The sequence below is a fragment of the Paenibacillus amylolyticus genome, assembly GCF_047302515.1.
GTDB lineage: Bacteria > Bacillota > Bacilli > Paenibacillales > Paenibacillaceae > Paenibacillus > Paenibacillus amylolyticus_G.
On sequence record NZ_CP168019.1, the window covers coordinates 4,655,248 to 4,681,890 of the forward strand.

At 46.4% G+C, this 26,643-nt stretch carries 18 protein-coding genes and 1 pseudogene; 10 read left to right on the forward strand and 9 right to left on the reverse strand.

Annotated elements, in window-relative coordinates; genetic code table 11:
• Positions 1-24: 24 nt before the first annotated feature.
• A complete protein-coding gene (locus ACDJ59_RS20390; RefSeq protein ID WP_413405297.1) occupies positions 25-1,212 on the forward strand; it encodes a hypothetical protein in 1,188 nt (395 codons plus the stop codon).
• Between the two features lie 1,059 nt (positions 1,213-2,271).
• Here the strand turns inward: ACDJ59_RS20390 and nikR are convergent.
• From nikR to ACDJ59_RS20420, 6 genes are all read right to left on the reverse strand, one after another.
• Positions 2,272-2,811 carry a nickel-responsive transcriptional regulator NikR gene (gene nikR, locus ACDJ59_RS20395; protein WP_413405299.1) on the reverse strand — a complete coding sequence of 180 codons (540 nt, stop codon included), beginning with the start codon at positions 2,809-2,811 and terminating at the stop codon, positions 2,272-2,274.
• 52 nt (positions 2,812-2,863) lie between these two features.
• Complete coding sequence (locus tag ACDJ59_RS20400) at positions 2,864-3,877, reverse strand: alpha/beta hydrolase (protein WP_413405301.1); 1,014 nt, start codon at positions 3,875-3,877, stop codon at positions 2,864-2,866.
• Between the two features lie 93 nt (positions 3,878-3,970).
• Positions 3,971-5,011 carry a hypothetical protein gene (locus ACDJ59_RS20405; RefSeq protein WP_413405303.1) on the reverse strand — a complete coding sequence of 347 codons (1,041 nt, stop codon included), beginning with the start codon at positions 5,009-5,011 and terminating at the stop codon, positions 3,971-3,973.
• Between the two features lie 351 nt (positions 5,012-5,362).
• Entirely contained in the window at positions 5,363-7,417 is a 2,055-nt protein-coding gene (locus ACDJ59_RS20410; RefSeq protein WP_413405305.1) for a hypothetical protein, read from the reverse strand.
• A complete protein-coding gene (locus ACDJ59_RS20415; RefSeq protein ID WP_036606401.1) occupies positions 7,392-8,294 on the reverse strand; it encodes an ABC transporter ATP-binding protein in 903 nt (300 codons plus the stop codon). The genes ACDJ59_RS20410 and ACDJ59_RS20415 overlap by 26 nt, the downstream gene beginning before the upstream one ends.
• Positions 8,287-8,676 carry a GntR family transcriptional regulator gene (locus tag ACDJ59_RS20420; protein ID WP_036606399.1) on the reverse strand — a complete coding sequence of 130 codons (390 nt, stop codon included), beginning with the start codon at positions 8,674-8,676 and terminating at the stop codon, positions 8,287-8,289. Before ACDJ59_RS20420 ends, ACDJ59_RS20415 begins: the two co-directional genes overlap by 8 nt.
• 1,193 nt (positions 8,677-9,869) lie before the next feature.
• On the opposite strand from ACDJ59_RS20420, the gene ACDJ59_RS20425 reads away from it, so the two are divergent.
• Together ACDJ59_RS20425 and ACDJ59_RS20430 are read left to right on the forward strand one after the other, a co-directional pair.
• Entirely contained in the window at positions 9,870-10,775 is a 906-nt protein-coding gene (locus ACDJ59_RS20425) for a futalosine hydrolase (protein ID WP_413405308.1), read from the forward strand.
• Positions 10,772-11,614, forward strand: a complete 843-nt coding sequence (locus ACDJ59_RS20430) for a 1,4-dihydroxy-6-naphthoate synthase (protein WP_036606394.1) — start codon at positions 10,772-10,774, stop codon at positions 11,612-11,614. Before ACDJ59_RS20425 ends, ACDJ59_RS20430 begins: the two co-directional genes overlap by 4 nt.
• 1,240 nt (positions 11,615-12,854) lie before the next feature.
• Here the strand turns inward: ACDJ59_RS20430 and ACDJ59_RS20435 are convergent.
• Together ACDJ59_RS20435 and ACDJ59_RS20440 are read right to left on the reverse strand one after the other, a co-directional pair.
• Positions 12,855-13,478: a pyroglutamyl-peptidase I gene (locus ACDJ59_RS20435; RefSeq protein ID WP_413405310.1), complete on the reverse strand. Its 624-nt coding sequence runs from the start codon at positions 13,476-13,478 to the stop codon at positions 12,855-12,857.
• A gap of 21 nt (positions 13,479-13,499) precedes the next feature.
• Entirely contained in the window at positions 13,500-14,501 is a 1,002-nt protein-coding gene (locus ACDJ59_RS20440) for a Gfo/Idh/MocA family protein (protein WP_413405313.1), read from the reverse strand.
• A 488-nt stretch (positions 14,502-14,989) separates the two neighbouring features.
• Between ACDJ59_RS20440 and ACDJ59_RS20445 the strand changes: the two genes are divergently transcribed.
• The 7 genes and pseudogenes from ACDJ59_RS20445 (at position 14,990) to ACDJ59_RS20475 (ending at position 24,312) form a co-directional block, all read left to right on the forward strand.
• The gene (locus tag ACDJ59_RS20445; RefSeq protein ID WP_413405315.1) at positions 14,990-16,720 is read left to right on the forward strand and encodes a helix-turn-helix domain-containing protein; all 1,731 of its coding nucleotides are present in this window, start codon (positions 14,990-14,992) and stop codon (positions 16,718-16,720) included.
• A gap of 99 nt (positions 16,721-16,819) precedes the next feature.
• Complete coding sequence (locus ACDJ59_RS20450) at positions 16,820-17,893, forward strand: FecCD family ABC transporter permease (RefSeq protein ID WP_413405317.1); 1,074 nt, start codon at positions 16,820-16,822, stop codon at positions 17,891-17,893.
• A gap of 2 nt (positions 17,894-17,895) precedes the next feature.
• Positions 17,896-18,912, forward strand: a complete 1,017-nt coding sequence (locus ACDJ59_RS20455) for a FecCD family ABC transporter permease (RefSeq protein WP_413405319.1) — start codon at positions 17,896-17,898, stop codon at positions 18,910-18,912.
• 61 nt (positions 18,913-18,973) lie between these two features.
• Positions 18,974-19,920: pseudogene (locus tag ACDJ59_RS20460) on the forward strand (iron-hydroxamate ABC transporter substrate-binding protein).
• Between the two features lie 291 nt (positions 19,921-20,211).
• The gene (locus ACDJ59_RS20465; RefSeq protein ID WP_413405321.1) at positions 20,212-20,619 is read left to right on the forward strand and encodes a MarR family winged helix-turn-helix transcriptional regulator; all 408 of its coding nucleotides are present in this window, start codon (positions 20,212-20,214) and stop codon (positions 20,617-20,619) included.
• An 83-nt stretch (positions 20,620-20,702) separates the two neighbouring features.
• Positions 20,703-22,487, forward strand: a complete 1,785-nt coding sequence (locus tag ACDJ59_RS20470; protein WP_413405323.1) for an ABC transporter ATP-binding protein — start codon at positions 20,703-20,705, stop codon at positions 22,485-22,487.
• Positions 22,471-24,312 carry an ABC transporter ATP-binding protein gene (locus tag ACDJ59_RS20475; RefSeq protein ID WP_413405325.1) on the forward strand — a complete coding sequence of 614 codons (1,842 nt, stop codon included), beginning with the start codon at positions 22,471-22,473 and terminating at the stop codon, positions 24,310-24,312. Before ACDJ59_RS20470 ends, ACDJ59_RS20475 begins: the two co-directional genes overlap by 17 nt.
• A gap of 674 nt (positions 24,313-24,986) precedes the next feature.
• On the opposite strand, the gene ACDJ59_RS20480 is transcribed toward ACDJ59_RS20475, so the two are convergent.
• Positions 24,987-26,402: an ATP-binding protein gene (locus tag ACDJ59_RS20480; protein ID WP_221819310.1), complete on the reverse strand. Its 1,416-nt coding sequence runs from the start codon at positions 26,400-26,402 to the stop codon at positions 24,987-24,989.
• Positions 26,403-26,643 lie beyond the last annotated feature (241 nt).

Consider the following 26,643-nt stretch of genomic DNA (forward strand, 5'->3'; position numbering starts at 1 on the left):
AAAAAACTATAGGAGAGTGAAGAAATGTCTAAGGGTAAGGTTAAATTGTTTGGATTAAGCTTGGCTGCATCTCTTATGTTCTCAGTGACTAGTTCATCTTTGTATGCAGCTCCTGCTCCTGTTGAACCAAAAGAAGGATTGTTTTTTGCTACTACTGAAGAGATTAGCAAAAACGTGGTACAGTCAAACATTGCGTTAGAAAAACCAAGTTCTAATTTACCTAATCTTAATGATTATAGCTCTTTCGCATATGAGGTAAAGGAAGTTGAGAGCAACCCTGAACTGAGATCGTTCTTACAAAAAGCGCTTCAAGATGGAAAAAAGGTTTACTTATATGGCGGGCTGACTCCAGGGAAATATGAAGACCTTTTGAACCAACCGTTAGAGTTTAAAGTCAGTAATGAAGCTGAAGGGGAAGTACGATCGCTCGTCATTAATGATGGTCAACAAAATGAACTAAAAAGTGGACTAAAAGAAACAACCGAACAAGAGATTGTGGGTTACACACTGGAGGACCAAGATTATAAATTGTTCATGCTTAACTATCAAAACATGGATGAAAACGGGAACGAAATACCTACGGATGCATCCATTATATTAAAACAAATAGTTAATCACGAAGAAAGAGTAAATCAGATTACTCCTTTTGCTACTATTGTAAAAAGTAATGCAGCTGATATTAGGACTGTTGGCGGTCTTTATGGACAAGATAGTGGTGAAATGGTTACTCAATGGTTGCTGTACAAAGAAAATAATGAGTCAGATCCAAAATTCGATTATTTTGCAGTTAAAGATATTATTCGAATAAATAAACTTGGCGGCTCTACCAATTCCAAGAAGTTAACAGTTACTCATGATATCCTGTACGCAAAAGATGATTTATATAGTGCCTCTCCTAAAACTTCAAGTAGTGGACCTTACACAGTTTCATTTGCGTATCCTTGGGGAATTGAGTGGAGTTTTACTTATGATGGTAATCCAAGTATTGCTCTCACAGAGAACACAAGTACAGATACAGCAAAGTGGGTAATCACACCTGGTTTCTTAAAAAATCTCCAAGGATCAGACACAATTGAATTAGGTAGCAGTTGGAAAGCAAATCAAGCATACACTTATACAGGAGTACAAATAAGTCATGCTACTGAATGGCACAGTGCTGTTCAGAAAATGTTTGATTTAAGTAACACATTTAATGTTGGGTATAATTGGTGATGAATAAATTCCAAAAAATTGTGTCTGTTCTGCTGGTGCTGATAGTTGTCTTACTGTGTCTTAACTATTTTGAGATACGGTACAGCAATAAATTACAAAATATTATCATTGAGCATTTGTACAATCATAAATCCTAGAACAAATTTAATTACAGAAGGCCACCTACATCTTGAACTGCTCCCTGTAAAGTAGCAGTTAAAAACAAAAAATGAGTTCATTGAGATGCCTTAGCTCGTTTGACGCGCTAAGGCATCTTTTTTTATGCAGCACGTTGGTATTCGTTCGGATATATACCTCCCAAATTCTCTGTGTGCGGTAGTTATTTTAGTTACGTAATATACCTGTTAACGGCGCTATAAAGATCTTCGTAGGTGCCATACTTCGTAAGATAATAACTTTATAACTTATAAGTTCCCCAGAATCATTCAGTCGGTTGGTTATCCAGACAGCTACTTACACGAAACTTCTTCTTCGTTTATCCGTACTTCAACTGAAGATGGTTCTACTCATGAGACGTGTACGTACTGAACGCCTCTGTCACCCTAGCTCATAGGCAGCTCACCTGAATGTTTGGCGTACGCCTTTTTCAAGGTATCCATCACGAGTTTATTATCTGCATGGGATGAGTACCTATGAAACAAGACGCTTCACTTCTTTTCCATTATGCAATACGTTTTCGAGCTATTTTTTTAAGCTCTTTAATCACAGGAGAGCATCTTTTCCCTTTATGAGCAGGTTTACATTCAATCCCCTGAGTATCGGTTTTCGGTACCTTTAACCCGTCCAATCCATGTACTCTGTATCCTGTACTGAATTCTTGCTTACCTTAAAATGTTTAGCTTCTACACTCGGATTGAATTGGAGCTCAAGACAGCGTTGTACAACCTGCAGTTTAATTTCTAAAGAAACAAAACTTCGTTTAGACAAAACAAAACTCCCCTCATCGTAGACGTAGGAGTTTGTTTTTCTGCTGTCTACGATGAAGGGACATCTCATGTCTAACCCAGAGTCTGTTTTAATTACATTCACTTATTTTTTCAAAATTTCACTCTTATTTATTTAATCTGCAGAGCGATGATGATGATGACTGTGACCATGCTGATCCGCACTGTGATTATGATCCAGGCTTTGATCCGAATTGTGATCCTGACCGTTACTCTGAGCATGAGCCAATTTATTGAGTTCATCCACATAAGTCACGGATAGTTCCGCATACAATACCCCTTTTTGCACCTGGATCTGTTGATGCAGATGACGCAATCGTCCCAGGTTACCCCGTACGGCAATTACCTCCAGGCATTGGTCATGGTTCAGATGCACGTGCATATTGGAAATGATGTCATGATGCGCCTCATGCTGCAGCTCCATCAAGCGGATCGGAAGATCACTAATATGGTGATCGTAGACCATTACAATGGTGCCAGCCACATCCTGCTCGGATTGCAGTGCAGAGGGTTGCAATAATGTTTTTCGAACAAGATCACGGAAAGCCTCAGATCGGTTTTTGTACCCCTGTTCCTCAATATACTGATCAAACTGTTCAATCAAAGGTGTAGGAAACGCCACCCCGAACCGGGTCAAATCTTCTTTATCTGCCATACTTCTCCTCCTGCGCCCTCATTTGCTTCGAGTGTACCACAGACTTGTCTGCTCATCGACTATACTGTTGCATGAATCGTACTGCCGAATGTATCGCCTGTTGTCCAGCGTCACTCTCCAGATCAAATTGATAATCATGTCCCAGCTTCTCTGATGAGTTTGAGAAAAACAAGGTTTCCACCTCAACATCAAGGCGCTTCAATACTTGTGCCAGCTCAATCGATTGACTGGTCAATGGGTCATCATTTCCTGAGGTAATGAATGCAGGCGGGTACGCTGCTGTGGCCTGAAGCACGGTCGACATTTCATGCAGACGTGGATAGTCTTCGAATGTTTTGACTCCCGTATATGACCAGAGAAATGTCCGTATGAGTGGAAAGCCTGTATTGGCTACTGTGCTTAGATTGTATGGACCACAGAATAGAAGAACCCCACGCAACTCTTCCGGCTGGGCGGCTGGCGTTATATTCATCAGTTTAGCCAGAGATGGATTGGTCACCACTGCCGCAGTCTGACTTGCAATCTGGGCACCTGCCGAATTGCCTGCGAGAAATATGTTTTCCGGGTCACCCTGATACTCACTGACATGGTTCTTCACGTAAGTCAAAGCCTGATTCGTCTGGATCACGGGAATGGGATATTTCGTATCCGGTGCGAGCGCATAATTCATACTGACCACAACGTAACCCTGTTTGGCTAATTGTACGGCATAATCTGCGATATCCTTTTTGTCACCCAAGACCCATCCACCACCATGAACCCACAACACAACAGGCAAAGGTTCCGATGTTACGGAAGGATAATAGATATCCAGCGTACTGTCATTACGCCCTTCGTCTGCATAGGGTACATCCACAACACGAGTTATCCCACCCGAGAGCATAGTGTCCTTGCTATTTGTGTCTGTATTAGCAGTTTCAATTAATGATTTTAATAAAAATACCGTTATTTTGGGTGTCCATTGTGTACCAATCCCAATAAAACCTATGATCAAAATTAGTACAACGCTGGGAATCCAGTAACGTTTACGTTTAAAACCTTTCGCCCCCGTACGTTTCGTTTCCAACTTGGACTGCAATAGCTCCACCTCGTTCCATCATCATCGAAGCGTCTTTACATCTAAAAGTTGTGTACGTTGCAGAGAGGACCGGGTTTCCTCTTATTTGGGTCTCTTGGCGATTTCCTGTCTGACTTTCACATACATGGTGGATACTTTTTGCTCCAGTGTATGAATATTTTGTTTTGTTCCTGCCCACTTCTCTGCTGCAGACGCCAAGGTGTTCAATGAGCTGAGTACACGTGACGTTTGGCCTTGCTTTGTATTCTGTTTGAACTGTTGTAGAGCGTTGGAATATCGTTCTTTTGCCAGACTCGCCTGTTTTTTAGCCGTTTGAATCTGTTTCTTCGCGGAGTCGGCCCCTGCTAGCATAGCTCGTAAACGTTTTATTTCAGCGCTCTTCCGTTTACGTGCTTCAGCAAGTTCCTTTTTCTTGATCCGGATGTCTTCTCTGGCAAGTTTCACAACGGGTCTCAACGTCTCTGCCTGAGTGCGGATTGCTGCACTCCATTCCTTATTTTTGATGGCTTTGGCTGCATCCAACTGTCTATTCACTGAACTATAGAGGGCGAATAGTGGTTCATATCGGGCTTGGGTTTGCTTTACCTTTTCAGCTAGAGCTGCGACCTTCGCATCATCGATTTGTCTTATTTCTACACGTAATCGCTCCAATTGCGCGGTATTGGCGGCATGAAGTGTCTTTATTTTTTGTTCCCAAGCCTGCTCTTGTGTCTTCCAGTTTCCCACTTTATCGTACGCTTGCTTCAACGTTAACTTGGTTTGTGCGTCGGCTTTGTTCAAAACGGAATCCCATGCTTTTTGCGCTGTTACGCCAAGATCTATGCCAGCAGCCTCTACTGAAGAAGCAAAATACATCGTACCTGCGCTGAACAGAATCACAAGCCCTATAAGCAGGCGTGATCCGAAAATAAGATGAGTCAACGATGGCAATTGACGACGCCGGACGTTACTTTGTTCCATCATGTGACTATGGCTACCTGCTATTGGAGAAGGGAATAGAATGTCACTCGTCTCCATTAAAGTTATATCTTCTGTAGCTATACCTTCGCTATTCTGTCGACCCTTCTTTCCTTTGATCAAGCCATGATGATCTATGAAGTTATGTAAGCTTGTTCGTTCCAATAGGGAACAACACTCCATTGCCTCCTGTTCATTTATCGTTTCCTTCCACGCTTCTGTTTGCATGCGTCTCTACACCCTTTCTTCTAAAATATTTAGCAGAATAGCCAACGAAATCAGCGAACGACAAAAAAGCACCCGCAAGTCAGGCATTTGCCTGCTCTTACGGGTGCTTCCCTCATAAGCCGTTCCATATGAGATTCGATTGAACGAGTCGCTCGAACCTTTCCTTTTTCTAATATATTCCATTCACTGTGTCTGGTCAAGTAAATCTGGTTTCACTGTACTAATATCAAACCTTTGATCAACGGGAGAACCCTTCCCACTTATAGTTAACAACTGATACAGCCCAGCTTATTGATTGACCAAAATAGCTTTCATTTCCTCGGTCAGATCCTCTTCTTTCAGCATCATATAGATGTTCGGTCCCCTTACCGAGTTGAGCTTAATTTGGTAGACCGTATCCTGATCGGTGTAAAATCCGGTTCTTTGTCGCAGTAGCAGATCGCTGATTATTTTTTTATTCTTGGTAGCGACCTGTCTGTTACCATCGATATTTACATCCACAAAATTAGGCTCAGGATACACCATTCTGTATTTACCTGGATTATCAATCTCCTGTTTAACAAATTGGGCAGAAGCCATATCCTCAGCCGATACCGTAAGTTGATCATAGAGATTGTTCTGTTTGAGCCATTCCATCAAGCGGCCATAGCTTGCCTTGAACTGATAACTCACACTGTGGCTCGGTCGATCCAACTTTTCTTTGGAAGATGCTTCATCAAGATAATCCTGATAGACTTCTATCGAAGCGAACGATTCCCATGAGGATAGCTGGTCCTCATATGTCTGATTGAGTATTTCAGACTTCAAAAGTTCCTTGAATTCACGAATCAGCTTAGGATCGCTAATGAATACTTTACGCTCCGAGTTGAGACTGGATCGAATACCAATACTGCGAACATCTTCATCCAGTGCATAGGTGTCATAAGTCGTTGATTTATAATCTTCCCACTGTTTCACCTCTGCTAATTCCTGCCTGAATTCTTCTTCGGGAATCTGATACCTACGTGTCATCGTTTTCCCATTATTGAGTTGGTAGTCGATCAATACATATTCATCGTTGCTTCTGTTCTGACCGCTGTTCTGATTACGTACTCTTTCGAGCAAAGGCAGATCAGAGTGCACAATTTTCTGATGCAGTGCAAGCACAGCATCCACATAACCCGGGGTATCTGAATAAAATGGGCTATCATCCAGTTTTACACTTTTATCATTCACATAGATGTAATGGTCTCCTCCCAGTCGTACCATTTGTACATTTTCCTTTGAGGGCACATTATTAGCGTAACCGTTCCAATCGGCTACAGGGATATACAAAATTAATCCTGCCACGATACCATATACTGCAAACCGGGGGAGTAACCTGCTGCTCCAGATGAGCCATGTTTTACGTATAATCATCTCAGCACCAATATAACCAACCACACCACCTAGCAGATAACCAAAGATACCCCATACACCTGATCCTTCAGGAGCAATTCTGGTAAAGTAGGCACCTCCTAATAATACCAATGTGAACATGAATCCAAAACGGAAGATGGGTTTGACGATCCTGAACGTAATTGCTTGTGTCGCCGACTCTACATGTCTTCTCGCATACAGCACATAACACAACACGAAGAGTATACAAGTTATAGCCGCATAAATTCCCAATTCCCCCCATTCTGGAGGATAATAACCCATAGAGCTCATTCGGAAGAGCAGGGATGTTTTTTCCATGTTAAAGTTACTCGAATTATTGTACGTAAAGCCAAGCAAATAACGTTGTAAATGAAGCTCATAAACTCCCCAAAAGATCACCGGAATTAATATTAGACCAAAAACTGTAAGTCCTTGCAGAATAGATTGGCCTATACACATTCCCACGGCAACCGTCAGGGTAAACATAAACAATGAGAAGATGCTCATCGTCACGCCCCACATCCAGATATCATGACCACTGAAAATATAGGATGGTTGATCGAGCACCGCCCATACCCACCCGGTAATCCCGGTGGTTATCCAGATCGGAAGCAGAATCATGACATATCCAGTCAACAGATTCATCGTTAACAGATGTTTACGCTGTAATGGCAGACTGTGGTATAAGTCCGCAGGTGCACCAGTTTGAATATAGCGGAAGAGTAGCAGAGCTATGGCGACAGGAAAGGTCAGCGCAAATACCAGATGAATTTCATTGGCCTGAAACAGACTGGTGATTTCCAGAGGTACTTCTATATATTGTGTTCCAATATATAGCGGAAGTGAGAACAACAATGTGATGAGATATAAAATGCCTATCCATCCATGTTGTCTGAAATTTTGGATCAGGATGCCCCGGTTACAGAACAATCGGTTGAATATCATACCCTGCGTCCTCCATTTCGTAAATAAAGATTTCTTCTAGCGTCAAAGGCAGTACATCCAGCAGATACGGATCATGTATACGGAATTGATCCGTTACCTGTTGTCGGTTGCCTTTGACAATGTACAGGGATACACTTCCCCGTTTCTCTTCATGTAAAATATCAATCTGCTCATCCATGGCTTTCGCATGGTCCGGGTGGCGGAAAGCAACCTGGATTTTATGCGTATCGGCCTTCAGATCATCGAGATCCTTCTCTACAATAATTCGGCCTTTGTGCATAATCGCCACATGGTCACACAGATCTTCGATCTCACGTAAATTGTGAGACGAGATAACAATAGTTACTTGACGCTCAGCTGCTTCCTGGAACAGCAAGTTTTTGATCTGCTGGCGCATGACCGGGTCAAGGCCGTCAATCGGCTCATCCATCAGTAGCACTTCAGGCATACAGCTAAGTCCCAGCCATACGGCTGCCTGACGGCGCATGCCTTTGGACATGCGATGCAGCTTGCGTTTTACATCCAGTTTGAACACGGTAGCCAGTTGCTTGAACCGTTCCTCATTCCAGCGCGGATATACCGAACGATAAAATGCAGCCATCTGAGTTATTGAAGATTGCGGGAAAAAGTAGGGTGAATCGGCCATAAAAATTGTGCGGCCTTTGAGATCCATATTTTCATAAATCTCATTATCTTCGATACGAACAGTCCCGCTGTCCTGACGGTAAATACCAGCCATCATTTTGAGCAGCGATGTCTTACCTGCCCCGTTGGAACCGAGCAAACCATAGATCGACCCCTTATGTATGTGCATCGTTACGCCATCCACTGCCTTTTCCTGTTCAAATGCTTTGACGACTTGATTCAGCTCAATCATGAGGCTCCTCCTTCTCTATACGGGCCATCGCTTCCTCAAACAAAAGCGTCATATCTGCTTTGGTCAAACCGGAATACGAAGCTTCTGCAATCAACTTCACCAGAGACTCTCTGATCTCATCTCTCATGGCTTCATTCGGATGTTCCACTGACGATGATACGAAGCTCCCTTTTCCCTGCAAAGAATAAATGTAACCTTCACGTTCAAGCTCACGATACGCTTTCTGAATCGTATTTGGATTCACGGTCAGCTGCGTGGATAACGCACGAACGGAAGGAAGCTGCTCGTCGGGCTTTAGAATACCGTATACGATCATTTCTTTGACTTTGTCCACTAGTTGCTCGTAGATCGCCTTACGGCTGCGTACATCTAATTCGAACATCCCGCACCTCCTTTCTGTAAATGTGTGAATAACCTATGGGTTTAAATGACTGTATCTGAGGTGTATGTGTAGTTATCTGGGTGTAAAAAGGCATTACCTAAGCTGTACAGCTGTACGTATTCAACTCTTAGGTGTATTAACTGTACTACTATTATTAATACAGTTAAAACGAATTGTCAACCGTTGACTTTGACTTCTTGTTTTATTGGGAGTACGTTAATAAAGATAGGTTATATGGTTTAAATGACATATATAATTTGGGGAAGCAGGTTCATTCTGGCTTACGACGGGGCTCGATCAGGGTGGCGTTCACATAAAGTGAAGCAAAACGGCTATCTGAAGCGATGTGACTAGATGTGGCTACTCGAAGTGATACGGCTACCCAAAATCTTTGCTTGACCGCTTTTGACAGAATTACATGCAAAGGTTGTTCAGGTCTTTCCCCTTCCGTTATGATGGAGATGAAATATTGTTCAATAATCACTTTATCTTTGTTACTTTTTGTGCGCGTTTAACCTGATTGATTGTTAGGTCTGTTATGCGTTTGTTGTGTTGTAGACCTATTGTTTGCACAGTAGTGGCTGTTTAGCAGGTAGCTTATAAGAGTTAGCAAAACTGTGTATTTGCTTAAATTCGGGTTTGCACAAATGAGCTACTATGCAGTGGTCGAGTGTAGAATGGGCCCGTTATTCATTTGGCTTGTTGGTCTAAAAATCCGAAGGTCTGTATATCATTCGCGTTGAATGGGTCGGGCAGACTCCAGCCTTTTCAATCGTTTATCTGTTCGTTTGGAGTGCCAACTCGTGATGTCCGTACTGAGCATACATATTGTAGATATGTCTTTCAAAGGGTGGACACGGACATGAGAAATCACCCTGGAATTGATATTCTACATATAGATAATTTTTAATTTCATTTCTGAAAACATCTATATGTAGTGTTTCATATTCCTGGATGGATATAGTATCTTTTTAGAAAAAGTGTCCACTCTTTGAAAGACAAAATTAAGATAAATGTCCTTTTATAGTGGACAAATATATACCCGAATTCCATTTATATAAGCTGAACTATACATTTACACGAAAATATAGAAGTAAGTAGTAACCCTAAGAAGTGTAACTAGAAGCTTGCTGTAAGAAAGATACTATGGAGGCATATGTTACACTTCTAATACCTCACAAGGAGAATCCGATATGAATGAACATAGACAGGATGAAGATCAGAATAATAAACCAAACGCATCATTCGAAAATAGTGGACACCACGGGGATTCAACTGGGGAAATAAACACTTCAGATATAAGTCCGGTCCAAGCAAATTCATCACAACGTGTGTTAATTGTAACCGCGGTTGATGCGGAGAAAGATGCGGTCCTCCGCGGCTTGGGAGACACGGCCGCGGAACGTTTTGACGTCATCGCTGCGGGCGTTGGCCCAGCCTCGGCCGCAGCAGGAACAGCCGCTACATTGGCATATGCCGTAGCGGCTGCAAGCACAAGGGCTTTGGCGCAAGGTTCTACTGCGCCAAGCCCATCCGATGTGGCACAGGCATCTGCCACATCTTCAAAGCTGGGGCCACTTGCCAGGACCGGATCTTCACCAGCCTACATGCTGGTGATCAGTGCCGGCATCGGCGGCGGGTTCCCCGGCCGGGCAGACGTCGGCTCCCTCGTGGTAGCCGACGCCATGGTTGCCGCCGATCTGGGCTCGCAGACGCCAGACGGCTTCCTTAGTGTGGACGAGCTCGGATTCGGCTCGTCCATTGTGGCGGCGGACGCGGAGCTTGCCGCTCGCCTGCGCCATGAGCTGCAGCGGGCCGGGCTCGCTGTCAGCGGAGGCACTGCGGTCACCGTGTCCACGGCGACCGGAACAGCGGAGACGGCCGCGGAGCTATTGCGCCGTGTGCCCGATGCCGCCGCCGAAGGCATGGAAGGCTTCGGCGTGGCAACAGCTGCCCAGCAGTTCGGCGTGCCAGCACTCGAACTGCGGGCCATATCCAACGCGGTCGGTCCACGCGACCGCGACGCTTGGCGCATCAAGGATGCCCTTGATGCGCTTCAGGCTGCAAGTTCCATTTTACGGGAGGTTATTACATCATGAAAATTGCATTTTCCCCTTGTCCAAACGATACATTTATCTTTCACGCGTGGGTGCACGGGTTAATCCCGGGCGCACCTAAGCTGGATGTCCGTTATGCTGATATTGATATTACCAATGGTCTGGCAGCAAATCCGGATGGACCCAATACACCTGAAGTGATGAAAATATCTTATGCAGCACTGCCATACGTGTTATCTGACTATGCTCTGCTTCCTGCTGGAGGCGCACTTGGCAGAGGCTGTGGTCCTTTGGTTCTGACCGCAAATGGCACGACCGATCCAGCATATCTGTCTGGACGACGGGTTGCTGTGCCAAGTGAACGCTCGACAGCATATCTATTATTCCGTCTGTGGGCAGCGCAAAATGTTCCTGGCGGTGTAGGCGAGATTGTTGTCATGCCATTCGACCAGATCATGCCTGCTGTTCGTGACGGCAAGATCGATGCCGGACTTGTCATCCATGAAGCACGCTTCACGTACCAGAATTATGATCTCAAACTAATGACAGATCTCGGGAACTGGTGGGAAAGCGACACAGGCCTACCAATTCCACTTGGGGCGATCATCGCACGTCGCGACATGGATGCTCACGCCCTCGCCGGATGGGCACGCGCCTCCGTTGAATATGCATGGGCGCACCCGGATGAGTCGAGAGCATACGTTATGGAACATGCGCAAGAAATGGACCCTGATGTAGCTGCACAGCATATCGGCCTGTATGTTAATGAATTCAGCGCCAACCTGGGTGATGATGGTTACGGTGCAATCACTGCACTGCTTGGCCGCGCCATAAAAGAAGGACTCGTTCCCGAGTTCGACCTTGATCTGTTGCGAATCTAACTTTGATTTAATTTGAGTTAGTTTCACTTCGCTCTATATCTAAAGAACACAGCACAACTTATTTAGCCGAATAACGTGGTATGAGAATTCTAAAGAATCTCAGACACCGTATTCGGCTAAATCTCGTTCAAATTGCCGATAACTCTCACACTCAAGCACAATAACGATCTTACGATTCGTTAGAAATTGGTATGTGCAGATTTTCCTAGAATAGCGTGTGCTCGGTTCGTTAGAGTTCGTTCCAAGACGCTCTGAGGAGCAAGCTTCGTAGAAGCCTATTCGGGGATTCGAAATTTAAGTGGTTTGTAAAAGTAGACTTAGGGTGCTACAAATTCGTAGTTTTTTTCTCTTACGAACCCAGTGCACCTTATTTAGCCAAATATCATGCTACGAAAATTCTAACGAATCCCAGACACTCTATTCAGCTAGAATTCGGTCATATCACCGACAAACTCGATTAATTCCACACAATAACGATCCTACGATTCGTTAGAAATTGGTATGTGCAGATTTTCCTAGAATAGCGTGTGCTCGGTTCGTTTGAGTCCGTTCCAAGGTGTTCTGAGGAGTAAGCTTCGTAGAAGTCTATTCGGGGTTTTCGTGGATACAAACCACTTAGCTAGCCAGGGTGATGGTGGTGTCCTTGCGTCTTGTTTCTTAAGAGCTTAGTTACTTAGGGGTAGTAAAGGTCGCATCCAGGAGGGCAACGAATCGGAGTCTGTCCTTTAACTGCCCCGTACCTGTTTTGCTGAATTCCTACCTTCCAGCAACAGTTATATAAGCCTTACCGGGTTTCGGGTTTCGGGTTTCGGGTTTCGGGTTTCGGGTTTCGGGTTTGCGGTTTGCGGTTTTAGAGTCTATTTTTTACCTAGGCAAAAAACTTTCATCAAGATACTTGCTGCAAACTAGTGACCTCACTAACCATGTTGGACTACACTACACATGACACATGACACACGAAATAGAAAGAGCTGTCCCCTAACGTCAGACTTATGACGATGGGACAGCTCTTTTTTTCACTTTATATTCAACTTCATATTTATACTCATATCTAACACTCTACTCAACCCAAGATCGAAGTGGAAAGAAACCCATGCAACTCCACGCTCTCCACGTCATCTTGAACCCTACTGTACTCCATCATCCCACCCCACTGCTCTCCCTTTCACAACTGAGGCCTACGAATCCAACCCTCGTCTACGATCTGCTGCAACCGCAGCCGAACAATCGGAATCATCCCCTACGAATCAACCACAGCCGTGCGGATCATAATCCGTAGCGCATCCAGCATCATGGGAATAGGCAACGAAGGGACGGAAGGCTGCAACACCGCCATCTCTGTTGAGGCGGGAAAGTGTACAAATCCGGCACGTATCGGAAGTTGCCCTACTCGAATGTGATCTAGTACCCGGTACATTGTGTTGTTGCAGATATATGTACCTGCTGTATTGGACACGGTAGCGGGAATACCCGCTGCGGACATGTCCTTCACCATGGCACGTATGGGCAACGTGGAGAACAAACCGTCCGGGCTGCCGTCTACAATTGGCTCGTCAACAGGACGCTGTCCTTGGTTATCCGCGTAGGAGCCTGCCGGAATGTCTTTGACATTCACGGCGATCCGCTCCGGTGTGATGGATGTTCTGCCCTTGGCCAGCCCACAGGCGATGACGACATCTGGCCGATAGGCTTCCATCTCTGCGATCAGCAGGTCTGCACATTCATCGAAGTGCACGGGCAACAGTACTATTTTTAGCTTAGCACCCTCGATCACTTCGTTTGCAAGAGCATCCATTAATGCCCCCGTCGGATTCACCGCATCCCCGCCAAAAGGTTCAAACCCGGATATCAGAATCTTCACCATCACACGTCAGCTCCTGTCTGTTTACTCCGATTTGTAACGTAATCCCCACTGGCCCCGAATCGTGTCCATCAGCTTCATGATTTCCAAGGATTCGTCCAGTTTAATGGTGTTGCTCTCCGTCCGACCTTCGAGGATACAACGTCCCGCTTCTTCTGCCTCAAAAGCATAACCAATACATGTTCGATCATCCGTGAACTTCTCCGGCTCGTCCTGACCATTCACATGCAGAAAGGCTTCTTTACCCGCCAAGAATAAAGGAAGACGAATCTTGCCTTCCGTACCGTATATGACCGCTTCATTGCTGAGGTTCAGACGGATGGCAGCACTCAGTGATGCAGAACGTCCCTCGGAATAGGACAACAACACGGAAAACTGCTCGTCCACACCCGTCTCACCGATATTGGCCGTACTCCATACATGCTGGGGCTGTTCACCAAAGATCATCGATGCAAAGGAGATCGGGTACACCCCTGCATCCAACAATGCGCCTCCACCCAGATCCGGATTAAGCAACCTACCTTCCGGCTCCCAGCCGACACGGAATCCAAAGTCTGCCTGGAGCAAACGTACTTCACCAATTCGTCCTTCTGCAATCCATGCTCTGGCTTGAGCGATCGGTGGCAAAAAGCGTGTCCACATCCCTTCCATCAGGAAAAGGTTACGCTCCCGTGCCGTCTCCACCAGTTGCTCCAACTGACGCGCGTTCATCGTAAACGGCTTTTCACATAGCACCGCCTTGCCTGCCTCCAGACAAGCCATTACATTCTCCTTATGCACAGGGTGAGGTGTTGCCACATAGATAATATCTACCTCAGGATCTTGCAGCATTTCATCATAAGAACCGTAAGCGCGTGCAAAACCATATTCAGCTGCAAACTTCTCCGCACTTCCCGCTGTCCGTGAACCTACCGCTGCTTTCACTGCGTTCCCGGCATGCTCCAAATCCCTTGCAAACTGGGATGCAATCCATCCCGTGCCCATAATGCCCCAACGTACTTTGTCCCGTCCCGCTATTTCTGTCATATTAAAGCCTCCCTACTGCAATTTGAGTTGAAAAGGTTCATGATTCAGATCAGGCCAACATGTTATCCCCTCTATTTTACCAAAAAGAAACGCTTACGTCAGAAAACGATTTCGATTATGTGCTTTGAATAGACTTCAAGCTCATCAGGGCCTCGAACATATCTGTGTACATTTCAATTCTCCAGTAGATTTGCTAAGATTATCAGCAGACTAGGGCCAAGAAGTCTTGTCCCTTAACATACTTGTAACTAGCGACAATCTGGTTAAACTATCGATCACATCTGATAACGGGATCATACCCGTGTGCTATTCATAAAACATCTGATTATACTGCAAACGCGCTTTTGACAAGACAGCCAGTAATCATAACATCATGCAAAACGTATCAATAGACGTTCAAGAAAGACGTTCAGGTCCGAGAAAATATGGTACGTTCCAGATTCAATTATTACCTAAACTGTTCCAAAGAGAGGAGGTCGCATAGCAACATGACTACCATCCCCGGTACCGCCCACAGCGGCATGAATCCATACACGTTACATCAGCAGACGAGTCCCAATTCAGAAAAGGAATCCTCAATCCGAGCAGACCTGGATACATTCTTGAATGATACCCTGATCGAACTTCGTCAGGCAGAACATATTATAACCCGTGAGAAATGGCGCTGGTCCACAACTGAGTTAGCTCATCATACCTTCATATACATGCACAAATTCACAGGCCAACTGATCATGAATGGGATCAAATCTCACGTGATTCGCAAATCAGCTTGTCTGTCCCTACCAGGAACTGCAATTGAACTGATTAGTGATGAAGACCATGATATTGAACTGTATATCATTCACTTCGATCTGTATCGGGCTACGGAGAAGACAAAAGCCAGACGAATCTACGAACGTGAGCTCAGTTCACCTGTTACAGGCTGGATTCAGGGCCCATTTTACGGTATACAGCGCATTGCCGCACAGCTTACACAATTAAGCAATGAAGGTTTGGAAACAGGCTTGAAAGCACAGCTCTTCCTGACGGAACTGTTACATATGCTCTGGCCTCAAGAAGACCAGACTGACGTGGGGGCTGGGCAGGATGAACCCGAACAGTGGCTCAGGTCCACCCTGCAATACATGAGCGAAAACTATATGCACGAGATCAAGCTGGAAAAGCTGGCTGAACTGGCTGACATGCACCCGTCCTATTACTCGCAGCTATTCAAGAGCCGCATGCAGAAAAATCCGATTGAATACATCACTCATCTGCGTATGAACCGGGCCAAGGAATTGCTGCTCACTTCCGATCTGCGTATCCGTGATGTGGCTCGTGAAGTGGGTTACCGTGACGAATTTTATTTCAGCCGACGTTTCCGAAACCATGCCGGTTATGCGCCAACTTCCTATTCGAAGCAGGTCCACCGAAATATCGTGTCGCTCTCCTATCCATACACGGACCACCTGATGACACTTGGTATCACGCCATGCGCAGCTCAGATCCAAGGCCATCTTCCTCATATGCCCAAATCGCTGACGCTGCCCTTTCACGCCTATGAACCTTGGGAACAGGGACGTCAGGCTTTCCTGGATGTGAATCCCGAATTGATTCTGACCAAGGACAATGCAGCTACCAAAGCCATGGAGCATATTGGCGATGTCGCGCCCATCATCACGATTCCCTGGAACCAGACAGACGTCTTTGGTCATCTGCACCAGATTGCAACGATTGTGGATCGTACCCAAGCAGCGACAGATTGGCTGGATCGACATGAACGCAAGGCAGAGCGTGCACGCAAAAAAATCAAGGAATTCGTCGGGGACATCACCGTTGCCGTTGGCACGTTAACGCCTAAAGGTCCACGGATGTACAGCCATCGGAACTTTGGACATGTCTTTTATCGAACCTTGCAATTGGCCGCTCCTCAGCGCATTCAGACCGAACTGGCTGGCAAATCTCCCGGCGTTGGATTCAACTGGCTGCCCTTTACACCAGGAGAATGGGACGGACTGGAGGCAGATGTGCTGGTACTGGCGATTAATTCTATGCATGAAAAGGCAACACTGTTGAAAGAGATGGCTTCGAATCCACTGTGGAACAGCCATCCTGCGGTAAAAAACGGACGTGTACATCTCATCGACTGGAACTCGTGGGTCGTATATGCTCCATATTCCATCAACATCCAGCTCGATGAAGCGCTCTCTATGTTGACGAACAAACCTTCACTTTTGTAATCTAAAAAATGTCCATCTCCAAAATCTTAATTTATGCCATGTACGGGCCTGAATTAAGATTCTATAATGATCACTAATTGATAATGATAATCAATAACAATGAAATGCGTTGTTGGTACCAAAGGAGTGACCCGTATTCAACATCCGGGACTGCCACATCGTCCGTCTAATTCAAGAAAATCTGCAGTGACCGTTGGGCTGACGTTTTTGTCTGCCATAGCCATACTGCTGCTAAGTATGTTTGTCGCAATCTCTTTAGGTGCCAAAGGGTTAACGCTGGAAACCGTATGGGCTGCCATATTTCAGTACAACCCAGCTTTGACACCACATCAGATTATTCATGAGCTGCGGCTGCCTCGTGTCCTTGCCGCGGTTATTATCGGCGCTGCATTTGCTGTTGCAGGAGCTTTAATGCAGGGTATTACGCGTAATCCGCTGGCAGACACGGGCATTCTGGGCATCAATGCTGGAGCCACTTTTGTCGTAGCACTGAGCTTTGCCTTTTGGCCTGGACTGCCATACGGCTGGATTATGTTTTTATCATTCGTGGGAGCTGTTCTGGGCACACTGCTTATTTTCCTGCTTGGAATGGCAGCACCTGGTGGTCTGAATTCCATCAGACTGACCGTTGCCGGAGCCGTTATTGCAGCCATGTTAACCTCGCTCAGCACAGGTGTTGCCATTTATTTTGACCTGAGTCAGGATCTGGCCTTCTGGTATGCGGGTGGTTTTGGCGGAATAGAATGGCGGCATCTGAAGTTAATTCTTCCCGTGCTGCTCGTGACGCTGGTACTGATCATGCCACTCGCCCGGCGTGTATCCCTTATGTCACTCGGTGAAGAAGTAGCGATTAATCTCGGGATCAACTTGCGCTGGACGAGGTTTCTCGCCCTCGCAGCGGTTGTTGTGCTGGCTGGTGTGTCCGTGTCGGCAGTAGGCTCGATTGGATTTGTTGGACTTGTCATCCCTCATATCTCCCGCAAACTGGTGGGTGTGGATTACCGACTCATCATTCCGATGTCTTCTCTGCTTGGAGCGATTTTACTGGTGCTCGCCGATCTGGGCTCACGCATCGTGAACCCGCCCGAGGAGCTCGCGGTAGGCATTATGGTCGCTTTTGTCGGTGTACCTTTCTTCCTCTATCTGGCCCGTAAAGAAAGGAGGGCCTTGTAGCGATGAATTTTAATACACCCTCACGAGGTAAACGTTCGATAGTTGTCAGTATCACGCTGCTCTGCATCGCCATTGCCGTTATTGTGATCAGCCTGAACACGGGAACCATTCGTCTCTCCCCAGTGGCTGTGTTACAGACTTTGTTTGGTAATGGCAGTTCGGATGATCAGATTGTACTGTTTGATTACCGACTTCCTCGCATCCTGGTAACTGTACTGGCCGGAGCAGGACTTGGTATTGCTGGAGCAGCCCTGCAAGGGATTACCCGCAATCCACTGGCGGACCCGGGTATTCTGGGATTACATGCGGGGGCAGCATTTGGACTAATGGTGTTTGTTAGTCTCTCCTTTACAATGGATGGCTCTGTAGCCTTGTTAATTCCGTTGTTTGCTTTTGCAGGCAGTGTTGCTGCCGCCCTGATCATCATGCTGCTGTCCTATGATCGGCACAACGGCGTATCACCCATTAAGCTGATTCTGGTGGGAATCGCGGTAGCAGCCGGGTTCCATGCGTTGACACTCTACCTATCCCTACGTCTGGATGAAGATACCTATTCCTTTGCCGCTCGCTGGTTGGCAGGTAGCGTCTGGGGCCGGGATTGGGTTCATGTGCAAGCGTTGCTGCCTTGGGTGGTGTTATGTATCTCGTACATCTGGAGTCGATCCAAAACGCTCGATGCCTTCAATCTTGGAGATGCTGCCGCAACCAGTATCGGGACACCTGTCCGATCCCAGCGTATTATTCTGCTGCTCTGTGCCGTGGCCTTGTCTGCCGTTAGTGTATCGATGGCTGGTGGGATCGGCTTTATCGGTCTGGCAGCGCCTCATCTGGCGCGCAGACTTGTCGGTCCGATGCATCGGCATCTGATCCCTGCTGCCGGACTCATCGGTATGGTTATTCTGGTGACCGCCGATACGATCGGGCGAACGATCTTTCAGCCTAACGCCATTCCGGCAGGCGTGGTGGTTGCTGCGATTGGTGCGCCTTACTTTTTGTACCTTTTAGTACGAAGCAAGTGATCTTTTTTTTCAAAAAACAATAAAGACATCCAAGAGATGTTCAAGGAGAATGTGACTACCCATGTTAAAGAAAAATCTTATGCTTGTCATGAGTATCTGTCTGGTGCTTGTGCTCGCAGCCTGTGGAACGACCAATAATTCATCATCTGCTTCTGGTGGTTCGTCTACGGATACTTCAACTAAGAATCAAGACAACAGTGCAAATTCGGGAGAGCAACGCATTGCCTCCATGTCGATCCATCTGACCAATGATCTGTTGTCTCTCGGCATTACTCCGGTTGGTTCCGTTATCGGTGGCGAAGCCAAAGGTTTCCTGTCCCATGTTGCTGATCAACTTCAAAATACAACGCCACTTGGTCCGGTTAAAGACCCTGATATGGAAGCTTTGCTTGCCCTGAAACCCGATGTGATCTATCTGGACGAAGAATTTTCCGGTGGTGATATTGCCAAATTCGAAAAAATTGCTCCGGTGCATGTCTTCATCTGGATGACGGCACATGGCGCGACCATCTGAAAGACATTGGCAAACTCGTGAATCGCGAGAAGGAAGCCGAGCAATACATTCAGGACTACGCAACCGAAACGGAAGAAGTGAAATCTCTGATTCATGACACGATTGGTGATGGTACTGTGATGGCGATCCGTGTTACTGCCAAAGAATTACGTGTGTTCAGTACACGCCGTCCCATGGGTCCCATTTTGTATGAGGATCTCGGTCTGACTCCTGCCAAAGGGATCACAGATATCGATTCGACTAAACCGTATCAAGTCGTCTCCCGTGAAATATTGCCGGACTATGATGCAGATGCGATCTTTGTGGTTGTGAATTCGGATGATGAAGCCCAAACCATGTTTAAGGAGCTGCAAAACAATCCGATCTGGCAAGGTCTGAAAGCAGTCAAAGCCGGTCACGTCTACCCGATTGGTGCACAACCTTGGCTGGATTATTCCTCTATTGGAAACAAGATGGCCATGGATGAAGCCAAAGAAATGTTCTCCAAGAAGTAAGTTTCCGTACACTCAACACTAACGTGTGACAATACCAAAAAACCTCTCTTTAGAGACCGGAACAGAGTTAGTTATCATACTCTCTTCCGCTCAAAGCAGAGGTTTTTGTGTTTTAATCTATTTTACTTGTTTACTTTCCAGCCAATCGACCTGGAAATACCTTTAATCCAAAATAAATGATCTTTATTCACTTGACGATATGTCAAATCGAACTTAAGATTTAGTTAGTCGACTAACTAAAAGGATATGAACGGAGCGGATGATATGAACCCAGTCCAAAATGATCGGTTAATGGGCCAGCTATCCGAACTGGTGAAACTGAAACGCTACAAAGTTCATGAGAAACTTGTGAACCACCCCGAGTTATACCCGGGGCAGCCCCCTTTGCTGTTCCAGCTTGAACGGGAAGATGGACAATCCCAGAAAAATCTGGCCGAACAACTTCAGCGCAGTCCCGCAACGGTAACCGTGATGCTCAAGCGTATGGAATCATCCGGTTATGTGAGACGTGAAGCAGACCCGAAAGATATGCGCAGTTTGCGGGTATACCTGACGGATCAAGGGCGCTCTGCGCTACAAGAATTGAGAGAAGTGATTCAGGAGTTGGAACAGCAAGCCCAGAAAGATTTTACACCGGAAGAATCCGAGATCATGTCTGAACTTGCACAGCGTATGCTTCAAAACCTGCGTGAAGCTTGAGGTAATACAGACTTGCGATTGAAGCAGCTAAAGGTATTATGAAATTGATTCACTTATGCTATGAAGATTGAGGTGATTCCCTATTGTGGACGTTAAAACGATTCTTGACCCCGTATAAGTCGGCGGCAATCGTCGCCCCGCTGCTCATGGTACTTGAGGTTACCATGGACCTGCTCCAGCCCAAGCTGATGTCCAGCATCGTGGATGATGGTGTACTTGCAGGGAATCTGCCCCATATCATAACTACAGGTCTGATCATGCTACTTGTTGCGTTAATCGGCTGGGTTGGCGGCGCAGGCTGTACACTCTATTCAAGTAAAGCTGCCGTTGGATACGGCACAGATCTGCGACAAGAACTGTTTGACCATATTCAAACCTTCTCCTTCCGCAATCTGGATACGTTTCAGGAAGGATCTCTGATCACTCGTCTGACCAGTGACATTACCCAGATGCAGACCTTTGTACAGATGCTGCTACGGATGTTTATCCGTTCACCAATGCTAATCATCGGTAGTATCATCATGGCGTTTACGATCAGTGTAAAGCTGGCTTTGATTCTTATTGCGACTGTACCGGTGCTGTTTATTATTTTATTTATTCTGATAAAAGCTTCCTATCCGCTGTTCGCCAGTGTGCAGAGCAAGCTTGATCAGGTCAACGCTGTGCTTCAGGAGAATCTTGCCGGCATTCGTGTCGTCAAGGCGTTTGCACGTGCGCGTCTGGAGAAAAAGCGGTTCAAACAATCCAATGAAGATTACACTACAACCGCCGTCAAAGCCTGGCGTATTGTCACACTGAATGCACCCGTACTCAGCCTGATGCTGAACGCTACCATTGTAGCGGTGCTGTGGTTTGGAGGTTTCCAGGTAGTGGGAGGCGATATTGCTGCCGGGGATCTGATTGCTTTTATCAACTATGTCACGGTTGTACTCTCGTCCCTCACGTCGATCGGCATGATGATGATGAGTTTCTCCCGCGCCAAAGTATCAGCTGCACGGATCAACGAGGTGTTACATACACAGCCGGATATTCAATCGGGAACCGACAACTCCGGGAATGTACAGTCACATCAGTCTAAACGTCAACAGTTCCCATACCAACCTTCTCCTCTTCCCTCCCACACAGGCGGTCAAGTGGAGTTCAGAGACGTATCTTTCCGTTATGACGGAGACCATGCACTCACTGACATTAACCTGAAGGCTCGCCCGGGTGAGAAAGTGGCCCTGATCGGTTCAACAGGTTCAGGCAAAACCTCGCTGGTGCAGCTGATTCCCCGTCTATACGATGCTTCGCAGGGTGAAGTGCTCGTGAATGGAGTGAACGTTCGCCACTGGGATCTTCAGGATCTTCGCAGCCGTGTGTCCATTGTGCTACAGGAATCCATCCTGTTCAGCGGCAGCATCCGGGATAACATTTGTTTCGGCCGGCCCGGTGCAACGGATGCTGAATTGCGTGCTGCGGCACAAGCTGCGGCAGCGGATGATTTTATTATGAAACTGAAAGATGGGTATGACACGGAGCTGGGTCAACGCGGGGTCAATCTGTCCGGTGGACAGAAACAGCGGATATCCATTGCACGCGCCCTGCTTATGCGACCAGAAGTACTGATTCTGGATGATAGCACCAGTGCCGTGGATCTGCGTACGGAAGCGAGCATTCAGAAGGCTTTGCAATCCTTGATGAAAGACAGCACGACCTTTTTGATTGCACAGCGGATCTCCTCCGTGAAGGATGCAGACTGTATATATGTCATTGATGAAGGACAGATCGTTGCCAGAGGCACACATGATGACCTTATGGCTCATTCATCACACTATCAAGCCATCTATTATTCGCAGCAACGGAAGGAGGATGTTCAATTTGGCTAAACCTGCATCTTCCTCCATACAACAAACGGTCGTGCCTCCCATCGGAAGACCCGGACCAGCGGGAAGAGGACCTGTTCCCAAAGTCAGAGCCAAAAATGCTCGCCATGCCCTGATCCGGGTATGGTCGTACATGGGACGTCATCGCAAAGGAGTCATTGCTGCATTAGTGCTGACGGCTCTTGGAACACTGCTTAATCTGGCAGGACCTTACCTTCTCGGCCGTGCCGTTAACGAACATATCGTGCCCAAAGTAACAGCGGGTTTGCTGAAGGAATGTCTCCTCTTGCTGAGTGTTTATGTCCTTGGCTCACTCCTGATGTGGGCTCAATCCTATGTCATGATTGGTGTGTCCCAACTGACCGTTAAGGATCTGCGACATGCGTTGTTCTCCCGACTACAAGAGCTGCCTGTCAGCTTTTTTGATAAAAATCAAAGCGGGGATCTGATGAGCCGGGCGACCAATGACATCGATAACGTATCTACAACGCTGAACCAAAGCGTAACCCAATTGATGTCCAGCGCCATTTTGCTAGTTGGCTCCTTGTCGATCATGTTTGCACTGGATGTTCGGCTTACCCTGCTCAGTCTGGTGACTGTACCGTTGATTACCATCGCCACTCGCCTGATCGCGTCAAGAACACGTAAACACTTCACAGCCCAGCAGAAATTGCTTGGTGAGCTTAATGGGTATGCTCAGGAAACCATTGCTGGACAAAAAGTCGTAGCGGCTTATAACCGTCAGGATCAGGCACATCAACATTTTGAGAATTTGAACGAGAAACTGCGCACATCCAGCACACAGGCCCAGACCGTTTCGGGTTTGGTTGGACCTACGATGAACGTGATGAACAATATCGGGTTTGCCATACTCGCTTCTGTAGGTGGATGGATGGCTTATCATGAAATGACGTCCATCGGACTGATCGTCAGCTTTCTCGCTTACTCCCGCCAGATTGAGCGGCCGCTCAACGATCTGGCCAATCAGTACAATCTGATTCAGGCTGCAATCGCAGGTGCTGAACGTGTGTTCCACATCATGGATACGCCTGGCGAATACGTGGAGGAACAGAAGAAACAACTGGACCAGATTCAAGGCAAAGTGGTATTTGATGACGTCTCTTTCGGATACAGTGCGGAGCGAGACATTCTTAAGAAAGTTAGTTTTACTGCAAAACCTGGTGAGATGATTGCACTTGTTGGACCCACCGGCGCAGGCAAAACGACCATTATCAACCTGTTGCCCCGTTTCTACGAGATTACAGGCGGGCGGATTACCATCGATGGATGTGACATCACGGAACTGGAGAAGGATCAATTACGGCGGCAACTCGGCATTGTACTTCAGGATGCCTACCTGTTCTCGGGTACCATTCGTGACAATCTCGCCTACGGCAAGCCGGACGCAACCGATGAACAGATCAGACAAGCGGCTGAGCTGGCGAATGCACATTCGTTCATCCGCAAACTGTCACAGGGCTACGATACGCCCATCATTTCCGGAGGAAGCAATCTGAGTCAGGGACAGCGACAGCTGTTGACCATTGCCCGAGCAATTCTGGCGGATCCGGCTATTCTTATTCTGGATGAAGCAACAAGCAGCATCGATACGCGTACGGAGATGCAGATTCAAGAAGCGATGCGCACTTTAATGAAAGACCGTACCAGCTTTGTCATCGCCCACAGACTGAGCACGATTCGTGAAGCCGATCAGATTCTCGTCATTGATGATGGACAGATCGCTGAACGGGGCAACCATGATGAGTTGATGAAGCAACAAGGATTCTACTATCAGTTACATCAGGGACAGCTCAATAAGTCGAACTAAAGCGACTCTGCAAACTTACTCCATGCCGAAGCGGACCTTAGCGCGTATGGAGCAAGTAATTACGCTGTATCCTGAATGTGGGAGAACATGTCCTTCGCGTGCGAACAAGCGATCAATATGCCACAAAAGTGGATTTAATCTATTCCAAATGAAAAGCTCCACTCCGTGCCGGGCGGGCTTGAGGACATCGTCCAGCTCGCGGTTGGAACAGAGCAAGAGCGTAAACTAACGAATCTGAGGCGCCTTATTCAAGCTTTTGAAGCTCCCTCAGAAATCTAAAGAACCTGAGACACGTTATATCCAAATAAACAGCCATTTTCAGCGTTTTTTCATGGGATGTTGGGAAATAACGTGTCTGAAGTTTCTTACAAATTAAAGTAAGGACTTGAAGGCCAAATAAGACGTCCTATGTTCCTTAGAAAATCGACTACCCATTCGCCAGGATCAACCGGCTTGAACTTCAGACTTTTATATGCTGACCTCCATCATCATATCGCTTACTTGAATTTGCAGACACACTTATAGCTAAAATGATCTGAACCAATGTAGTCTCCACACATCAACTTATTAATCGAAATATTAAACGCCGCACGGGGTTCTTCTGGACCCATGCGGCGTTTTTATGTTTTTGTCTAATGACTACTTAATTGCTATCTCTAGGTAAGTTATATGATTTACGTCTCCATGGGCAGATGAAGCGTGAAGGTGGAACCAACCCCCATTTCGCTATGGACGGTAATTTTACCATTGTGATCCTGAACGATTTTCTGGCAGAGTGCAAGTCCAAGTCCCGTACCTTCTTCTTTGGTTGTATAAAATGGATTAAAGATGGTGGATAGCGAATTTTCCGGAATGCCGCTTCCTGTATCTGTAATTGAAATGAGTACTGCGTCTCCGTCCTGCAACAAATCCATATGAACCTCACCAGGGTCTGTCATTGCTTCAAAAGCGTTACGAATCAGATTGATCAATACCTGCACAATTTTATCTCGATCCATGATGATCACAACTGGCTCATTAGTCATTTCAAGCGTAATTTGATGCCCTCGGGATGCCGCATCTGACTCGGTCAAAGACATCACGCGTTCAAGGCAGTGACCCAAATGTTCAGGCTTCATGTGATTCGCATGTGGTTTGGAAAACTGCAAAAATTCAGCCGTCAGATCGGTTACTCTTGTCACCTCACCCATAATCACTTCATACCATGGCGCGATATTAAAGGCTTGTCCACGGGAAAGCTGCAAGAATCCCCGAATTGCGGTAAGCGGGTTACGAATTTCGTGTGCCATACCTGCGGCCAGTTCACCTACAGCCCTTAGCCTTTCGGAACGAAATACTTCTTCTTCATTTTTCAGCCATTTGCTGCGCTGTTGTTGAAGCAGCCTATCCTCGGCTACCGTCATAAAGTGCTGCAACGAATCCGACATTTCCGGGTACAGGGAGATGCTGTAGCTTACCTGGAGTCCTTGAAGCTGCACGGATAGTAGTGACGACATTCGTTCTTCCACATCCTGTATCTCTGGCAAAACGACCGCAAATCGGTCTCCTGCATACCGGGATATGCCATAGGCCTCGGTGAAATGATTGCTGATCATCTGCCCTGTACCTGTGATTACCGTACACCAAGGGTCTTCTGAATCTTTTTTAAAGCCGCTAAAGTTATTGACGTTCAAAAGGACAAGCAAAAAAGACCGTTGCTCTTCTACTGTCTTATGTAACATCTCCATGTAACCTTCGTAATTCAACAGTCCGGTAAGCGGATCATGCAGGGTCAGGAACCGATTTTTTTCCCGAAGCCTGCGCTTCTCGACCTCACTGTTGATTAAGGTATGGTACAAAAAAATGATAACAACCGAGGTTAACAGGTCAAATAACGAAACCAGCAAAGCATATGTATCTACAGGCACATACGAAAGCCGAATCAACGTATATTGCAGCATAAGCAGCAACGAAATCGGCAAGGTCTGCGCCAACCTTGGTTTGTCCTGGATCATTGAAATAATGAGCATATAATATAGCATGTTGCACCAGTTCAGTTCACTGAAATAGTGGAATATCCCGAGAAAAATCCACTGAAATTTTCGCAGCACAGGATATCGTCTCTCCCCATAAATACTTGCTACCAATAATATCGCCGAGAGTGACATTATTGCCATATGAGGGGTAAGCCTGAGAACATAAGAGGACAGAATGACAAGCAGACAACCTAGCGGGAATATCACCATTTTCATCGTGTAACTAAGCAAACAGCCTCGCCCCCTTTGACATAAAACTCACATCAAACAACTTATGTACATGTATTATATCGATTATGATTAGCTGATGTTGTCG